This window comes from Aquipseudomonas ullengensis (assembly GCF_014174475.1).
Classification (GTDB): Bacteria; Pseudomonadota; Gammaproteobacteria; order Pseudomonadales; family Pseudomonadaceae; genus Aquipseudomonas; species Aquipseudomonas ullengensis.
Genome location: NZ_JACJUD010000003.1, coordinates 198119 through 214090 on the forward strand (window position 1 = coordinate 198119; position 15972 = coordinate 214090).

A 15972-nucleotide genomic window follows, 5' to 3' on the forward strand; every position below is an offset into this window, starting at 1 on the left:
ATCCAGTGTTCCACTAGCCCGTCGCCGAGACGGGAGGCGTACCCATGAAATTCGTCGATGAAGTTTCGATTTTTGTAAAAGCCGGTGACGGCGGTAACGGCATGATGAGCTTTCGTCGTGAGAAGTTCATCGAGAAGGGTGGCCCCAACGGCGGCGATGGCGGTGACGGCGGCTCTATCTATATGGAAGCCGATCCGAACCTGAACACCCTGGTCGACTATCGCTATACGCGTCGTTTCAATGCGCGCAATGGCGAGAAGGGCGGCAGTACCGAGTGTACTGGTGCCAAGGGTGAGGATCTGATTCTGCCGGTTCCGGTCGGTACCACGGTGATCGATGCCAGTACCCAGGAAATCATTGGGGATCTGACCAAGCCGGGTCAGCGCCTGATGGTGGCTCATGGTGGCTGGCACGGTCTGGGTAATACCCGCTTCAAGTCCAGTACCAACCGTGCGCCGCGTCAGACCACGCCGGGCAAGCCGGGCGAGGCGCGCGACCTCAAGCTGGAGCTGAAAGTGCTGGCCGATGTTGGTCTGCTCGGTCTGCCGAACGCCGGCAAGAGCACCTTCATTCGTTCGGTCTCTGCAGCCAAGCCGAAGGTGGCGGATTATCCCTTCACCACCCTGGTGCCGAACCTGGGTGTGGTCAGTGTAGGGCGCTACAAGAGCTTCGTGGTCGCCGACATTCCGGGTCTGATCGAGGGCGCCTCCGAAGGCGCTGGCCTGGGCATTCGCTTCCTCAAGCACTTGGCGCGTACTCGCTTGCTCCTGCATCTGGTGGATATGGCGCCGCTGGATCAGAGTGATCCGGCCGAGGCGGCTGAAGTCATTATTCGCGAGCTGGAGAAGTTCAGTCCGGCCCTGGCCGATCGTGATCGCTGGCTGGTGCTGAACAAGGCTGATCAGTTGCTCGATGATGAGCGCGAGGAGCGCATGCGTGCGGTGATCGAGCGCCTGGACTGGCGGGGTCCAGTCTTTGTTATCTCGGCCCTGGAGAGTGAAGGCACCGAGGCGCTGAGCCAGGCGATCATGCGTTACCTTGACGAGCGCGAGCTGCGCAAAGTCGAGGAGCCGGCCTATGCCGCCGAGCTGGCCGAGCTGGATCAGCGCATTGAGGATGAGGCGCGTGCCCGTCTGCAGGCGTTGGACGACAAGCGTGCGCTGCGCAAGGCGGGGCTGAAGAGTGTCGATGACATCGGTGATGATGATGTCTGGGATGATGATTTCGAGGATGACGAAGATGGTCCGGAGATCATCTACGTTCGCGATTGAGGTATCGTACAGCGCCGCTTGATAGCGGCGTTGTGCTGACTGGCCAGTAGGATTTGACGACATGCGGGACAAGGTGACCGGCGCCCAGCGCTGGGTGGTGAAGATCGGTAGTGCGCTGCTGACCGCGGATGGGCGTGGCCTGGATCGTGCGGCCATGGCGGTGTGGGTCGAGCAGATGGTGGCGCTGCGCGAGGCGGGCGTCGAGTTGGTGCTGGTGTCGTCCGGTGCGGTGGCGGCAGGCATGAGTCGCCTGGGCTGGACGTCCCGTCCGAGTGCCATTCATGAGCTGCAGGCTGCTGCTGCGGTGGGGCAGATGGGGCTGGTGCAGGCCTGGGAGTCGAGTTTTGCCGAGCATGGCAAGCATACGGCGCAGGTGCTGCTGACCCATGACGACCTGTCGGATCGCAAGCGCTACCTGAATGCGCGCAGCACCCTGCGCACGCTGGTCGAGCTCGGCACTATTCCGGTGATCAACGAAAACGACACGGTGGTCACCGACGAGATCCGTTTCGGTGACAACGACACCTTGGCGGCGCTGGTGGCCAACCTGGTCGAGGCCGATTTGCTGGTAATCCTCACCGACCGTGACGGCATGTTCGATGCCGATCCGCGGCACAATCCCGATGCCCAGCTGATTTTCGAGGCGCGCGCCGACGATCCGTCGCTGGATGCGGTGGCGGGCGGTACGGGTGGTGCACTGGGGCGTGGTGGTATGCAGACCAAGCTGCGCGCGGCGCGGCTGGCGGCGCGATCCGGTGCCTACACGGTGATTGTCGGTGGGCGGATCGAGCGCGTGCTCGATCGGCTCAAGTCGGGCGAGCGCCTGGGTACCTTATTGGCGCCGGAGCGCGGCCTGCTGGCGGCGCGCAAGCAGTGGCTGGCCGGGCATCTGCAGACTCGCGGCACCCTGGTGCTGGATGCGGGGGCGGTGAAGGCGTTGTTGCAGGATCGCAAGAGCCTGCTGCCGGTTGGGGTCAAGGAAGTGCAAGGCAGTTTCCGTCGTGGTGAAATGGTGGTGTGCGTCGCGCCTGATGGTCGTGAGATTGCCCGGGGCCTGGCTAACTACAGCGCGCTCGAGGCGCAGAAAATCGTCGGCCAGCCGTCGGATGCGATCGAGAAGCTGCTGGGCTATGTCGACGAGCCGGAGTTGGTGCACCGGGATAACCTGATTCTGGTTTGAGGAGAGTGCGCATGCGTATGGCGAAGGGATTGCTGGGCGGTTTGCTGATGTTGCCGTTGCTGGCTGCGGCGGAAGAGGTGGGCGAGGTCTCCACGGTGTTCAAGTGGGTCGGTCCGAACGACAAGATCGTGGTCGAGGCTTTCGATGACCCGAAAGTCGAGGGGGTGACCTGCTACCTGTCGCGCGCCAAGACTGGTGGGGTCAAGGGTGGTCTGGGTCTGGCCGAAGATCGTGCCGAGGCCTCCATTGCTTGCCGCCAGGTGGGCGCGATTCGCTTCTCTGGCACGCTCAAGGATGGCGAGGAGGTATTCAAGGAGCGCACCTCGCTGGTGTTCAAGACCATGCAGGTGGTGCGGTTCTTCGATGAAAAGCGCAATACGCTGATCTATCTGGTGTACAGCGACCGAATCATCGAAGGCAGTCCGCAGAATGCGGTGACGGCCATTCCGATCCTGCCCTGGGCGGGTCAGTAAAAAAGAAAAACCCGGAGCCAGCTCCGGGTTTTTTCTGTCTGGAAAGATGCGGGCAATAAAAAACCGGCCTAGGCCGGTTTTTTAGAGTGGTACATCTTAGGCGGCGGTAGCCAGTGCCTTGATGTGACCGTTCAGGCGGCTCTTGTGACGAGCGGCTTTGTTCTTGTGGATGATGCCTTTGTCGGCCATGCGGTCGATTACTGGCACAGCCAGAACGTAAGCGGTTTGCGCTTTTTCCAGGTCTTTGGCGTCGATAGCCTTGACCACGTTCTTGATGTAAGTACGAACCATGGAGCGCAGGCTGGCGTTATGGCTACGACGCTTCTCAGCCTGTTTGGCGCGTTTTTTGGCAGAAGGTGTATTGGCCACCGTCAAGCTCCTCGAAAAAAAACTGGGGGGATAGCAACAAATAAGGCCGCGAATCATGCCGAGCTGGGCGGCTGATGTCAAGCCTGATGATCCATCCCTGTGCTGGTCTGACCAGCGGCGGGTGGTTACACTCGGTGCCTTCGCGCGCCGATGAATCGGTCGGTCTGCTGTGCTCGCCTCTGGAAGCCGAATTATTCCATGAATCTGCTCAAGTCGCTGGCTGCTGTCAGCTCTCTGACCATGCTGTCCCGCGTGCTGGGCTTTGTCCGCGATACTTTGATGGCGCGCATCTTCGGCGCCGGAGTGGCGTCGGACGCCTGGGTGGTGGCGTTCAAGCTGCCCAACCTGCTGCGGCGCATTTTTGCCGAAGGGGCATTTTCCCAGGCGTTCGTGCCGATCCTGGCGGAATACAAGATGCAGCAGGGCGAGGAGGCGACGCGTACCTTTATTGCCTATGTGTCGGGCCTGCTGACCCTGGTGCTGGCGTTGGTCACTTTGCTGGGTATGGTCGCGGCGCCCTGGATCGTCTGGGTGTCGGCGCCGGGGTTTGCCGATGAGGCCGATCGCTTCGGTCTGACGGTCGATCTGCTGCGGGTGACCTTTCCTTATATTCTGCTGATCTCCCTGTCGTCGCTGGCGGGGGCGGTGCTCAATACCTGGAATCGCTTTTCAGTGCCGGCCTTCGTACCGACGCTGCTTAACGTCAGCATGATCGGGTTCATGCTGTTCTTGGCGCCTTACTTTGATCCGCCGATCATGGCGCTGGCCTGGGCGGTGTTGGTCGGCGGCCTGCTGCAACTGCTTTATCAGCTGCCGCACCTGAAGAGGATCGGCATGCTCGTGCTGCCGCGCCTGAGCCTTCGCGATACGGGCGTGTGGCGCGTACTCAAACAGATGGGGCCGGCAATTTTCGGCGTGTCGGTCAGCCAGATTTCGCTGATCATCAACACGATCTTCGCCTCCTTTCTGGTGGCGGGCTCGGTGTCCTGGATGTACTACGCCGACCGCCTGATGGAGCTGCCTTCCGGGGTGCTGGGTGTGGCCCTGGGCACCATCCTGTTGCCGGCCTTGTCGAAAACCTACGCCAGCGCCAATCGTGAGGATTACTCGCGGCTGCTCGACTGGGGGTTGCGCCTGTGTTTCCTGCTGGTGCTGCCGGCGGCGCTGGCGCTGGCGGTGCTGGCCGAGCCGCTGACCGTTTCGCTGTTCCAGTACGGCCAGTTCACGGCCAGCGATGCCGACATGACGCAGCGGGCATTGATCGCCTACTCGGTCGGTCTGCTGGGTATTACGCTGATAAAAATCCTGGCGCCCGGCTTCTATGCCCAGCAGAACATCAGGACGCCGGTGAAAATAGCCGTTATCAGCCTGCTGGCCACGCAGCTGATGAACCTGCTGTTCGTCTTCGTGATTCCCCTGGCGCATGCCGGCCTGGCGCTGTCCATCAGCCTGGCGGCCTGTTTGAATGCCGGGTTGTTGTATTGGCAATTGCGCAAAGGCGGGCTGTATCAACCGCAGGCCGGCTGGTGGGTGTTTCTCGGCAAACTTTTGCTGGCCCTGTTGAGCATGGTCGCGGTGCTGCTGCTGGTCATGCACTTCATGCCGCCCTGGGCTGATGACGGCATGCTCGTGCGTCTGTTGCGCCTGGCGGCGCTGGTGTCGGTTGGTGGCCTGGTCTATTTCGGCGTGCTGCTGCTGCTGGGTTTCCGTTTGCGCGATTTTGCCCGGCGCGCGGCGCCCTAACGGGTCAGGTGGCGGACGTGCTGCCTGTTGTCCGTTGCCCGGTGTGCGTATAATCGACCACTTTGTAAGCAAGAAGCGCGCTATGCAGCTGGTCCGAGGCCTCCACAATCTGCTACCCCTGACCCAGGGATGCGTTGCCACCATCGGCAACTTCGATGGCGTGCACCGTGGGCACCAGGCCATTCTGGCGCGTCTGCGCGAGCGGGCGATCGAGCTGGGTGTGCCGAGCTGCGTGGTGATCTTCGAGCCGCAGCCGCGCGAGTACTTCGGCCCGGATACCGCTCCGGCACGTCTGACTCGCCTGCGCGAGAAGCTTGAGCTGCTGGCCGCCGAAGGCGTCGATCGCGTGCTATGCCTGGCTTTCAATCGTCGTTTGCGCGAGTTGTCGGCGGCCGAATTCGTTCGCCAGGTGCTGGTTGAGGGCTTGCACGTCAAGCACCTCGAGGTCGGCGATGACTTTCGTTTCGGCTGCGATCGCTCGGGTGATTTCGCCTTTCTGGTCCAGGCCGGCATCGAGCAGGATTTCAGCGTCGAGGCGGCATTGACCGTCGAGCTGGATGGCGAGCGCATCAGCAGCACCCGCGTACGCCAGGCCTTGCAGGCGGGTGAGCTGGAGTTGGCCGAGCGTCTGCTGGGACGTCCCTTTGCTTTGGCCGGACGGGTGTTGCATGGGCAGAAGCTGGCCCGCCAGCTCGGTTCGCCAACGGCCAATGTGCAGCTCAAGCGCCGTCAGCCGCCGTTGCGCGGTGTGTTTCTGGTCAGTGCGTTGATCGATGGTCAGCGCCACCACGGGGTGGCCAATATCGGCCTGCGGCCTACGGTCGTCGGCGATGGTCTGCCCCACTTGGAAGTGCATCTGTTGGAGTTTGCCGGGGATATCTACGGCCGGCGCCTGACGGTGGTGTTCCACCACAAGCTGCGCGATGAGCAGCGCTTCGCCTCACTGGAGGCATTGAAGATCGCGATAGCGGCGGATGTCGCCGCCGCCCGCGCCTACTGGCTGGGCCAGCCGCTGGATTGACCGCGGTTCGTATTGACCACCGCTCGTATTGATTAAGTCCAAGAGCCTGAGATGACCGACTACAAAGCCACGCTGAACCTCCCGGATACTGCCTTCCCGATGAAAGCCGGCCTGCCGCAGCGCGAGCCGCAAACCCTGGCGCACTGGGACAGCATTGGCCTGTACCAGAAGTTGCGCCAGCTTGGCGAAGGCCGGCCGAAGTTCGTCCTGCACGATGGCCCGCCCTACGCCAACGGCAGCATCCACATCGGTCACGCGGTCAATAAGATCCTCAAGGACATGATTATCCGCTCCAAGACCCTGGCCGGCTTCGATGCCCCCTACGTGCCGGGCTGGGACTGTCATGGTCTGCCGATCGAACACAAGGTCGAGACTACCTTCGGCAAGAATCAGCCGTCCGACTTGACCCGCGAGCGCTGCCGCACCTATGCCGGCGAGCAGATCGAAGGGCAGAAGGCCGACTTCATCCGCCTGGGCGTGCTGGGCGAGTGGGACAACCCGTACAAGACCATGGCCTTCGCCAACGAGGCCGGTGAAATCCGCGCCCTGGCCGAAATGGTCAAGCAAGGTTTCGTGTTCAAGGGCCTGAAGCCGGTGAACTGGTGCTTCGATTGCGGTTCGGCCCTGGCCGAGGCGGAAGTCGAGTATCAGGACAAGAAATCCGATGCCATCGACGTCGCCTTCGTCGTTGAGGACGCTGCCCAGCTGGCTGCCGCCTTCGGCCTGAGCGAGCTGGCCAAGCCCGCCAGCATCGTGATCTGGACCACCACGCCGTGGACCATCCCGGCCAACCAGGCGCTCAACGTCCACCCGGAGTTCACCTACGCCCTGGTCGATACCGGCGAGCGTCTGCTGCTGCTGGCCGAAGAGCTGGTTGAAAGCAGCCTGGCGCGCTACGGCCTGCAAGGCCAGGTGATCGCCACGGCGGCCGGCTCCGCGCTGGAAAACATCCGCTTCCGCCACCCGTTCTACGAGCGCTTCGCGCCGGTCTACCTGGCCGAGTACGTCGAACTGGGCGCCGGTACTGGCATCGTCCACTCGGCGCCGGCCTACGGCGAAGACGACTTCCGCTCGTGCAAGCAGTACGGCATGAGCAACGACGACATCCTCAGCCCGGTGCAGAGCAACGGCGTGTACGTCAGCGACCTGCCGTTCTTCGGCGGCCAGTTCATCTGGAAGGCCAACCCGGCCATTGTCGCCAAGCTCGACGAAGTCGGCGCGCTGCTCAAGCATGAAGCCATCCAGCACAGCTACATGCACTGCTGGCGACACAAGACCCCGCTGATCTACCGCGCCACCGCGCAGTGGTTCGTCGGCATGGACAAGCAGCCGGAGCAGGGCGCCACCCTGCGTGAGCGCGCGTTGTCCGCCATCGAGCAGACCGAGTTCGTCCCGGCCTGGGGCCAAGCGCGTCTGCACAGCATGATCGCCGGGCGTCCGGACTGGTGCATCTCGCGCCAGCGTAACTGGGGCGTGCCGATCCCGTTCTTCCTGCACAAGGAAAGCGGCGAACTGCACCCGCGCACCGTTGAGTTGATGGAGCAAGTGGCCGCGCGCGTCGAGGAGCAGGGCATCGAGGCCTGGTTCAAGCTCGACGCCAGCGAACTGCTCGGCGACGAAGCGGCGCAGTACGACAAGATCAGCGACACCCTGGACGTCTGGTTTGATTCCGGCACCACCCACTGGCACGTGCTGCGCGGCTCGCACCCGTTGGGACATGCAACCGGCCCGCGCGCTGACCTTTATCTGGAAGGTTCGGACCAGCACCGCGGCTGGTTCCATTCGTCCTTGCTGACCGGTTGCGCCATCGACGGCCATGCGCCGTACAAGGCGCTGCTGACCCACGGTTTCGTGGTCGACGAGAACGGCCGCAAAATGTCCAAGTCCCTCGGCAACGTGGTTGCCCCGCAGGAGGTCAACGACAGCCTGGGCGCCGACATCATGCGTCTGTGGGTTGCCTCCACCGACTACTCGGGCGAGATGGCCGTGTCCAAGGTCATCCTGCAGCGCAGCGCCGACGCCTACCGGCGTATCCGCAACACCACGCGCTTCCTGCTTTCCAACCTCAATGGTTTCGATCCGGCCAAGGACCTGCTGCCGGTCGAACAGATGCTCGATCTGGATCGCTGGGCCCTGGACGCTGCAGCGCGCCTGCAGGAAGAGATCATCGAGGCCTACGGCGAATACCGCTTCTGGAACGTCTACTCCAAGGTGCACAACTTCTGCGTGCAGGAGCTGGGCGGCTTCTACCTCGACATCATCAAGGACCGCCAGTACACCACCCAGGCCGACAGCATCGCCCGTCGCTCCTGCCAGAGCGCCCTGTTCCATATCGCCGAGGCGTTGGTGCGCTGGATCGCGCCGATTCTGGCGTTCACCGCCGACGAGATCTGGCAGTTCCTGCCGGGTGAGCGTAACGAGTCGGTGCTGCTGAACACCTGGTACGACGGCCTGAATCGTTTGCCGGAAGGCTTCGAGCTGGATCGCGCCTACTGGGATCAGGTCATGGCCGTGAAAGCGGCGGTGAACAAGGAGCTGGAGAACCTGCGCGCGGCCAAGGCCATCGGCGGCAGCCTGCAGGCAGAAGTCACTCTGTTTGGCGACGAGTCGCTGCAAACCGCCCTGGCCAAGTTGGGCGACGAGCTGCGCTTCGCCCTGATCACCTCGACGGCTGCTGTCGCGCCGCTGGCCGATGCGCCGGCCGATGCCGTGGTTAGCGAGGTGGCGGGCCTGAAACTGAAAATCGTCAAGTCGGCCCATGCCAAGTGCGGCCGTTGCTGGCACTTCCGCGCGGATGTCGGCAGCAATGCCGCGCATCCTGAGCTGTGCGAGCGCTGCGTAGACAACATCGAAGGTGCAGGCGAGGTGCGCAAGCATGCCTGAGGTCAGTCGTTTCGGTCGCTTGGCCTGGTTGTGGCTGGCGCTGCTGGTGTTCGTGCTCGATCAGGGCAGCAAGCAGGTCGTGCTGCACATGCTGGAGTATGGCCAGCGTGTGGTCGTGCTCGATGGCTACTTTGACTGGGTCCATGTGTACAACCGTGGCGCGGCGTTCAGCTTCCTGGCTGGCGAGTCGGGCTGGCAGCGCTGGTTCTTCGCGGCCATCGCCCTGGGCGTCAGCGCGGTGCTGGTGGTCTGGCTCAAGCGTCTGAAAGCCGATGAAACCTGGCTGGCCATTGCCTTGGCCCTGGTCCTGGGTGGTGCATTGGGCAACCTGTACGACCGGATGGTGCTCGGCCACGTGGTCGATTTCATCCTGGTGCACTGGCAGGACCTGTACCGATTCCCCGCCTTCAACCTGGCGGACAGCGCCATTACCCTGGGCGCGGTGATGCTGGCGCTGGATATGTTCAAGAGCAAGAAGTCCGGAGAACCTGCCCATGACTGAGCAACGTATTGGCCCGGACAAGGAAGTGACCCTGCATTTCGCCCTCAAGCTGGCTAACGGCGATGTGGTCGACAGCACCTTCGACAAGAGCCCGGCGACCTTCAAGGTCGGCGATGGCAACCTGTTGCCGGGTTTCGAGGCGGCACTGTTCGGCTTCAAGGCCGGTGACAAGCGCAGCCTGCAGATCGAGCCGGAGAACGCCTTTGGTCAGCCCAATCCGCAGAATGTGCAGGTCATGCCACGCTCGCAATTCGCGGACATGGAGCTGTCCGAAGGGCTGCTGGTGATCTTCAACGATGCCGCCAATGCCGAGCTGCCAGGCGTGGTCAAGGCGTTCGATGACGCCCAGGTGACCATCGACTTCAATCATCCGCTGTCTGGCAAGACGCTGAGCTTCGATGTCGAAATCATCGAGGTTCGTCCCGCCTGATCCTTTAGCAGGGGAGGGCGCTCGACCTGTCGGGCGGCGTACACTCTCCCCATCTGCCTATCGCGCGCCGAGATCCACAGCATGCAAATCAAACTCGCCAACCCCCGCGGCTTTTGTGCAGGCGTCGACCGCGCCATCGAGATCGTCAATCGGGCGCTAGAAGTATTCGGCGCACCGATCTATGTGCGACACGAAGTGGTGCACAACAAATTCGTGGTCGAGGACTTGCGTTCGCGCGGTGCGATCTTCGTTGAAGAGCTGGATCAGGTGCCGGACAACACCATCGTCATCTTCAGCGCGCATGGCGTATCCCAGGCCGTGCGCCAGGAGGCTGATCGGCGGGGCCTGAAAGTCTTCGATGCGACCTGCCCCCTGGTAACCAAGGTGCATCTTGAAGTCGCGCGCTACAGCCGCGACGGCCGCGAATGCATCCTGATCGGCCACGAAGGGCACCCGGAAGTCGAAGGCACCATGGGCCAATACGATGACCGCAATGGCGGGGCCATCTATCTGGTCGAAGACGAAGAAGACGTGGCCAATCTGGTGGTCCGCAACCCCGAGTCACTAGCCTTTGTCACCCAGACCACACTGTCGATGGACGACACCAGTCGAGTCATCGATGCCCTGCGCAGCAAGTTCCCCAGCATTGGTGGGCCGCGCAAGGACGACATCTGCTACGCCACCCAGAACCGCCAGGATGCGGTCAAGCAACTGGCCAGCGAGTGTGATGTGGTGTTGGTGGTGGGCAGCCCGAACAGCTCCAACTCCAATCGACTGCGTGAGCTGGCTGAGCGCCTCGATACGCCGGCCTATCTGATCGATGGTGCCGAAGATCTCAAGCAGGACTGGTTTGCCAATGTGCAGCGCATTGGCATCACTGCAGGCGCATCAGCTCCAGAGGTGCTCGTGCTCGGAGTGGTTGAGCGGCTGCGTAGCTGGGGGGCGGTTGGCGCGGAGGAGCTGCTTGGGCGACCGGAGAACGTGACGTTCTCGATGCCCAAGGAGCTGCGGGTAAAGAGCTTGTAATTCTAGCTGCTTATCTAGAGACACAAAAAAGCCGACTCAGATGAGTCGGCTTTTTCTTATCGCTTATTTACTGCCATGCACATTGGCCGGCGAGGCTGCCCCCGCGCACGTTAGCGGCGTTCAGGGTCAAGTTTCCATTTAGCCGGCCGGCCGCTGTTGCAGTAAGTCGGTAGTCGGCAGCTGACACGTTGCTTGCAGCTACCCCAAACTCGGAAGTTGAGTTTGGCATGGTCGTGTTTGCGTCGTAGCTGCCATTATTTTGCGCTCTGGCACGCTCCATGGCGTTGGCAGCACCATTGAGTAAGGCTTTGCCGTCTTCGCAGGCGGCTCGCTCTAAATAGGCGGTGTAGCTAGGCAGGGCAATCGCAGCCAATACCGCAATGATTAGTATCGTAATCATCAGTTCTATCAGGGTAAAACCGTTCTGTTTTTTCATTGTTCGGGTTCTCAGTTGACCGGCTCATCTGTCCAATAGGTGCGTGGCGTGCTTGGCATCCAGATACAGATTGGGTTCTTGTCGCAGCGGCATTTCTCTGGGTTTGCTGCGCTGTCGCACTGGTCATCATCGTCATCCCCGCCGTTGCCTTCAACCAGTTGCGATGGGTCGTTATAAGCCCAGCAGCTGTTGCCCTGGCAGAACAGTTGCGGGTTGGACGGCAGGCTGCTGCCCTGTGTATCCACGTCGCGAGTGGTGTTGATAGCGGTGGAGTCCAGCAAGGACACGGTATACCCGCGAGTTGTGCCTGGAGCTGCTTTGCAGGAGTTCTGGCTGACTTCAGGTTCATAGGTGTTGAACAGCAATTTGCCGTCGATGACCAGTGGGCGGGACAGCACTTTCTCTCCCGAACGAGTCAGGCGGATATACCAACCGTCTTCGGCCTGAAGGTCTTCCAGTTGCGCAGCAGTTGCAGTTGTCAGACTGGTGGCATCGTACAGATTGGCCTCAGTAAGAATGCCACCTATCCCGTTTAGGTTTTCTGTGCGGAATGAGTAGAAACGGTCCTGAATAACTTTATTCAGTGGGTGCCCGCGATAGCCAGATCCGATATTGACAGTCAGATTGAGCGCATTGCCAACAGTGGCTAGCGCGATCTCTGGCTCGTGGTAGAAGCGCCGAGCGCCGGCGGCATCACTACCCGCTACGCTGGCAAATACGCCGCCCGTTACCAGGCCTGTGCCGCTCTGGCCATTGTGGACGTGGAAGCGCCAGACTTGGCCGCCCATATCGCCTACGAAGATCTGGCCAGCCAGCCCGTTGGGGTCAACGTAGGCATTGCCATTGGCGTCGGTCTGCAGGCCAACCACGCTGACTCCGCTCGGAATGCTGTAGTCCATGGCTGAGAAGCCGTTTGTTTTGGACGCGGACCAGATCAGGGAGCCTGTACGAGCATTGACGATGTAGACGGCATTGCCCTGATCGTCAGTGGTGCGCACAGTGGCATTGTCTTGGTCTGGGTCGTAACCGCCACCAAATACCAGTACATCGGTAATGGTGCTGCCAATTTTGATCTTGGTTTTTACGGGTGCAGACCAGGTTTGTCCAAGGCTGCCAAAGCCGCTGGTAACGCCCCCCTGGATTTTCCACAGCAAGCTGGGGGAGGTGCGGTTGGTGATGTCCAGTGCGTATATGTCCTTGCCGCCTCGGCCCATGGTGGCGTAGGCATAGACGAACTCACCGGTACCAATAACGCCGTTGTTGTTGGCGTCGTTTGCCCACACGGTAACGGTGTTGTCCATGCCGTATGGATGGGTCTCGGTGCTGTGCTCCGCGCTTGCTTCGTTGGCCATCAGGCGCTTGATGTTAGGCAGCAAGGGAGCTGGCATGAAGGCAAATTGCTCGGCACCGGTCTTGGTGTTGAACATCTGCACAAAGCCTTCGTTGGTACCGATGATGGCGCTCTGCTCTTCGTCCGTGCAGATGCCGTTGGTGTAGGTGGTGCAGCTATAGGTGATCAGGCTGGGCGTGGCATGAATCGGGTCACCCACAGCCTTGCGTTCGACTCCACTGCTGAGGCCGCGGATATAAGTGATGAGGTCCACTCGCTCCTGGGCGGTCGATGCAGAGAGTGCGGTGGTGGTAAGTGCGGCGTTGCTGGTGTCAATGGCAGTGAGAGTGTTGCTGCCCGAGGTGACATTGGTAAATAGATTGCGACTGGCTGGGGTCGGTAGCTGTGAAGCGGCCCCACCATCAGCGACAACGGAGCCGTCTTTCATGGTGTTAGGGGTCCACCAGCTGCGAATGTCGCTCTTGAAATAGCCGGAAGCAGGGTCAATGGCCGCTGTGCCATCACGGTCAACAATGATGGCATCGCCGCTGCTGGTATCCATACGGTAGCGTTTGAGGTTGCCTGCCCAGCGATCCGTAGCTGATGGTCGGAACAGGGAGAAGTACAGCTCATCCTTGTTGTCTTGGCGGTTGAAGGTGTTTACCGGTGCGCTGGCGCTGACAAATGTGGTGTCGGTTGCCAAGACTTCACCCAAGATTTTGTTGAAGGCCTTGGTGAGTTCACCAGATGTTTCGGCGCTGTTGAAGGAGCCACCGCCGTTGGTGGCAATGTCTTTCAGGAAGTTCTTGATGTTGGTGCTGGCGGTGGTGCCGCTGGCATCCAGGGCGAAGCCAACAGTATGCGTGGTGACTTTATTGTCGCCAGCAAGGGTGCTGAGTTGGTCGTTGGTGAACATGTAGGTGGCCAGGGTGCGCGCGCACTTTTCGCCATCATCTGTAGCGTCACCTGAGCAACTGCCGGCGATGCCTCTAATGCCGTCTTTCGCGTCAGTGGTATTGCCATTGGCTTGGCCGTCGGTCAGCAGTACCAAGTGGGTCGGCTGGCAGGAGGCGGTCATAGGCGTGGGTCTTCCACTCAGGCTTCCACGCAGATAGCGAGCGGCGTCATACAGCGTCGGCACTATGGGGGTGCCGTCTTCGGCGAACATGTTGTTCACGCCTGCGACCATTTCATCGCGAACGGTAACGGTGCCCTGGTCGGCCAGGCCGCCGTTGGCAATTTTGATGCGCAGTTTGATGGATTGCGAAGGGTTCTGTTCGTAAGCCACGGCGTTGAGTGAGGAGTCGCCTGATTGGGCGAGGAACACACTGATGGCGTTGTTGGCTGCCCAGCCCGCACGGGCAAACACGTTCTGCAGGCTGCTGGCTAGCCCGGACGGGGCGCAATATACGGTTTGTCCCGTTAGCCACCCGCCATTGGCCGCGTTGAACGTGCAGCTGTTGCTGCCTGTTTTGTTGCGGTCGCTCAGGTTGTCTTCTTCAGAGATGAACCCCGCTGAGTTGTCCGTATTCTCAACGCTGATGGTAGTGCTCATGTTAGGTGAACTCACGGTGTTGGCCGGGGTTATTGCCAGCCTGGCATCCATGATTGTTGCGTTCTTGAGGATGCGTACCTGTTCAAATCGTGCCGCTATTAGAGCTCTGTCCAGCGGTAGGGTGGTGCCGGCAACACTGATGGTCCCGCCGGATGACTCATAAGCATCGTTTTTCTCGGCATTGACGCGTAGCTCAATGATCGGGTTGATGCAGCCACTGCTACCGCCGCTGTAGCTGACGTTGAGAACCGGCTGCAGGCCGCCAGCGCCGTCGATGCTGTAGGCCACTCGGTTGCTGGTGTTTCCGGCTTTGGGCGAAATATAAAACGCCATGGCGTTGTTACCGCACCAGCCAGTACCGCTCACGACACCTTGCACCAGGCTGGTTACATCAGGGCCTGTGACAGGGGCGGGCGTAGGGGCTGCGACCCAGGCGGGAGCCGTCCAGTCTATTGGTGCGCTCTTGGTTCTGGTTGTCAGGTTAGAGCCGGCCGTGAATAAGGTGGCACTGCTGGTGTTTTCGGCGCGAACTTCAAAGGTGGCATCGCCTGCCGAACTGCTGGCCGCCGGCACAAAACTGATGGTTGCGGAGTTGATTGTCGCGCCTGCCGGAATCCCGACATCCTGGAAGCGCAAGGCGGCCATGCGGGTTTCATCAACATTGGAGGTGGACGTGTACTCGACTACGAGCTGAGGCATGTAGCCGCTTGTATAGATCGAGTAGTTATTGCTTCCACCAATATAAATGCGGGCCAGCACAGAGGAAATTGGATCGGCAGAAGGGGTGACGCTGCGCAGAGTGTTCAGTTGCGAGGTCAGGTTGATCTGTACTTGGCCGCCGGTTGACCAACCACCTGTAGGTGTAATTGTATCGTTAGTAAAGGTGCGGGACGCTGCTATGGCCTCATTGTCATTCAGAACTGCCGGGGCTTTGCTCTGCTGTAGCTTTACAGTGATTGCAGGGTTTCGAGCTGTGTTATTAGCCCTGTTGCTTGATGCTGTCATAGCAATGTACGCATTGCTGATGGTTGCACCTGCGGGAATACTTAGCCCTTGGAAGTGGAAGAGCACTTCCGATGTTCTGAGGTTATCGGTTGTGCGAGTTGCTTCGCCCTGGCAGGGGGCCTTGTTGCGCGTGACTATGGCGCTGTTCATTCGGCAGGCATAGTCGGCGGAGTTGTAGGTTTTGCGGAAGTTGATGCTTGCATCATCGAGGGTAATGATGGGGTTGCTGGCCACGGTGTTGGTGGTGCCGATCGTTCCCATTACCAAGGTCGGCGCATCGGTGACGGCCGTGCCCAGCGGGTTCGTTGCTTGTGTCGCGTCGTCGCCAGATACGAGGATGCCAGGTGTGCTGGCTGAGATTACGTTGCTGGATGGTACGGTTTGATCGATATCAGTGACTGGATACATGAAGCGGCTGTTGCCGTACTCGCCTCGGCTATTGAGCACCATGATGCCGGCATTGATGCCTGAGGTATTTCCCAGAATGTCGCTGAAGGACTCTTTGAGCACCGTCATCCGTGATTTGGCACCACCGGTGGCATTCTGGTTGGTAGTCAGCCCCCAGTTCATTGAGCCGGAGTTGTCGAGGATAAACAGCACGTTAGGTTTGGCTGTGCCCACACTGGTGTCGGGGCTACTGAAGAAGATCTCTGTATCGTCGGCGTGGCTGAGGGCACTGGAAAAAATCAGGGCGCTGGCCAGGCAGGATGAAAGGGTTGTACGCAGGAAGCGTGAGCTTTTCATGTTG

At 60.6% G+C, this 15972-nt stretch carries 12 protein-coding genes; 9 read left to right on the top strand and 3 right to left on the bottom strand.

Going from position 1 to position 15972, the window contains the following annotated elements; translation table 11 throughout:
* Positions 1–44 precede the first annotated feature (44 nt).
* From cgtA to H3H51_RS10235, 3 genes are all read left to right on the top strand, one after another.
* On the top strand, positions 45–1271 hold the full coding sequence (cgtA, locus tag H3H51_RS10225; RefSeq protein WP_183088945.1) for an Obg family GTPase CgtA: 1227 nt from the start codon (positions 45–47) through the stop codon (positions 1269–1271).
* A gap of 61 nt (positions 1272–1332) precedes the next feature.
* Positions 1333–2451, top strand: a complete 1119-nt coding sequence (gene proB, locus H3H51_RS10230; protein WP_183088946.1) for a glutamate 5-kinase — start codon at positions 1333–1335, stop codon at positions 2449–2451.
* An 11-nt stretch (positions 2452–2462) separates the two neighbouring features.
* Positions 2463–2924 carry a CreA family protein gene (locus tag H3H51_RS10235; protein ID WP_183088947.1) on the top strand — a complete coding sequence of 154 codons (462 nt, stop codon included), beginning with the start codon at positions 2463–2465 and terminating at the stop codon, positions 2922–2924.
* Positions 2925–3020: 96 nt separating this feature from the next.
* On the opposite strand, the gene rpsT is transcribed toward H3H51_RS10235, so the two are convergent.
* Complete coding sequence (gene rpsT, locus H3H51_RS10240; RefSeq protein WP_160078424.1) at positions 3021–3293, bottom strand: 30S ribosomal protein S20; 273 nt, start codon at positions 3291–3293, stop codon at positions 3021–3023.
* Between the two features lie 198 nt (positions 3294–3491).
* Between rpsT and murJ the strand changes: the two genes are divergently transcribed.
* The 6 genes from murJ (at position 3492) to ispH (ending at position 10898) form a co-directional block, all read left to right on the top strand.
* On the top strand, positions 3492–5036 hold the full coding sequence (murJ, locus tag H3H51_RS10245) for a murein biosynthesis integral membrane protein MurJ (protein ID WP_183088948.1): 1545 nt from the start codon (positions 3492–3494) through the stop codon (positions 5034–5036).
* 82 nt (positions 5037–5118) lie between these two features.
* A complete protein-coding gene (ribF, locus tag H3H51_RS10250; RefSeq protein WP_183088949.1) occupies positions 5119–6057 on the top strand; it encodes a bifunctional riboflavin kinase/FAD synthetase in 939 nt (312 codons plus the stop codon).
* Between the two features lie 51 nt (positions 6058–6108).
* Entirely contained in the window at positions 6109–8940 is a 2832-nt protein-coding gene (gene ileS, locus H3H51_RS10255; RefSeq protein WP_183088950.1) for an isoleucine--tRNA ligase, read from the top strand.
* On the top strand, positions 8933–9442 hold the full coding sequence (gene lspA, locus H3H51_RS10260; protein ID WP_183088951.1) for a signal peptidase II: 510 nt from the start codon (positions 8933–8935) through the stop codon (positions 9440–9442). The genes ileS and lspA overlap by 8 nt, the downstream gene beginning before the upstream one ends.
* A complete protein-coding gene (fkpB, locus tag H3H51_RS10265) occupies positions 9435–9872 on the top strand; it encodes an FKBP-type peptidyl-prolyl cis-trans isomerase (RefSeq protein WP_183088952.1) in 438 nt (145 codons plus the stop codon). Before lspA ends, fkpB begins: the two co-directional genes overlap by 8 nt.
* A gap of 81 nt (positions 9873–9953) precedes the next feature.
* Complete coding sequence (gene ispH / locus H3H51_RS10270) at positions 9954–10898, top strand: 4-hydroxy-3-methylbut-2-enyl diphosphate reductase (protein ID WP_183088953.1); 945 nt, start codon at positions 9954–9956, stop codon at positions 10896–10898.
* 67 nt (positions 10899–10965) lie between these two features.
* On the opposite strand, the gene H3H51_RS10275 is transcribed toward ispH, so the two are convergent.
* A complete protein-coding gene (locus H3H51_RS10275; protein WP_183088954.1) occupies positions 10966–11334 on the bottom strand; it encodes a type IV pilin protein in 369 nt (122 codons plus the stop codon).
* A gap of 11 nt (positions 11335–11345) precedes the next feature.
* Positions 11346–15968, bottom strand: a complete 4623-nt coding sequence (locus tag H3H51_RS10280) for a pilus assembly protein (protein ID WP_183088955.1) — start codon at positions 15966–15968, stop codon at positions 11346–11348.
* Positions 15969–15972 lie beyond the last annotated feature (4 nt).

Excerpts from the sequence above, each read along its gene's own strand:
- cgtA (WP_183088945.1), top strand. The coding sequence starts at position 45 with ATGAAATTCGTCGATGAAGTTTCGATTTTTGTAAAAGCCGGTGACGGC.
- proB (WP_183088946.1), top strand. The coding sequence starts at position 1,333 with ATGCGGGACAAGGTGACCGGCGCCCAGCGCTGGGTGGTGAAGATCGGT.
- H3H51_RS10235 (WP_183088947.1), top strand. The coding sequence starts at position 2,463 with ATGCGTATGGCGAAGGGATTGCTGGGCGGTTTGCTGATGTTGCCGTTG.
- murJ (WP_183088948.1), top strand. The coding sequence starts at position 3,492 with ATGAATCTGCTCAAGTCGCTGGCTGCTGTCAGCTCTCTGACCATGCTG.
- ribF (WP_183088949.1), top strand. The coding sequence starts at position 5,119 with ATGCAGCTGGTCCGAGGCCTCCACAATCTGCTACCCCTGACCCAGGGA.
- ileS (WP_183088950.1), top strand. The coding sequence starts at position 6,109 with ATGACCGACTACAAAGCCACGCTGAACCTCCCGGATACTGCCTTCCCG.
- lspA (WP_183088951.1), top strand. The coding sequence starts at position 8,933 with ATGCCTGAGGTCAGTCGTTTCGGTCGCTTGGCCTGGTTGTGGCTGGCG.
- fkpB (WP_183088952.1), top strand. The coding sequence starts at position 9,435 with ATGACTGAGCAACGTATTGGCCCGGACAAGGAAGTGACCCTGCATTTC.
- ispH (WP_183088953.1), top strand. The coding sequence starts at position 9,954 with ATGCAAATCAAACTCGCCAACCCCCGCGGCTTTTGTGCAGGCGTCGAC.
- H3H51_RS10275 (WP_183088954.1), bottom strand. The coding sequence starts at position 11,334 with ATGAAAAAACAGAACGGTTTTACCCTGATAGAACTGATGATTACGATA.
- H3H51_RS10280 (WP_183088955.1), bottom strand. The coding sequence starts at position 15,968 with ATGAAAAGCTCACGCTTCCTGCGTACAACCCTTTCATCCTGCCTGGCC.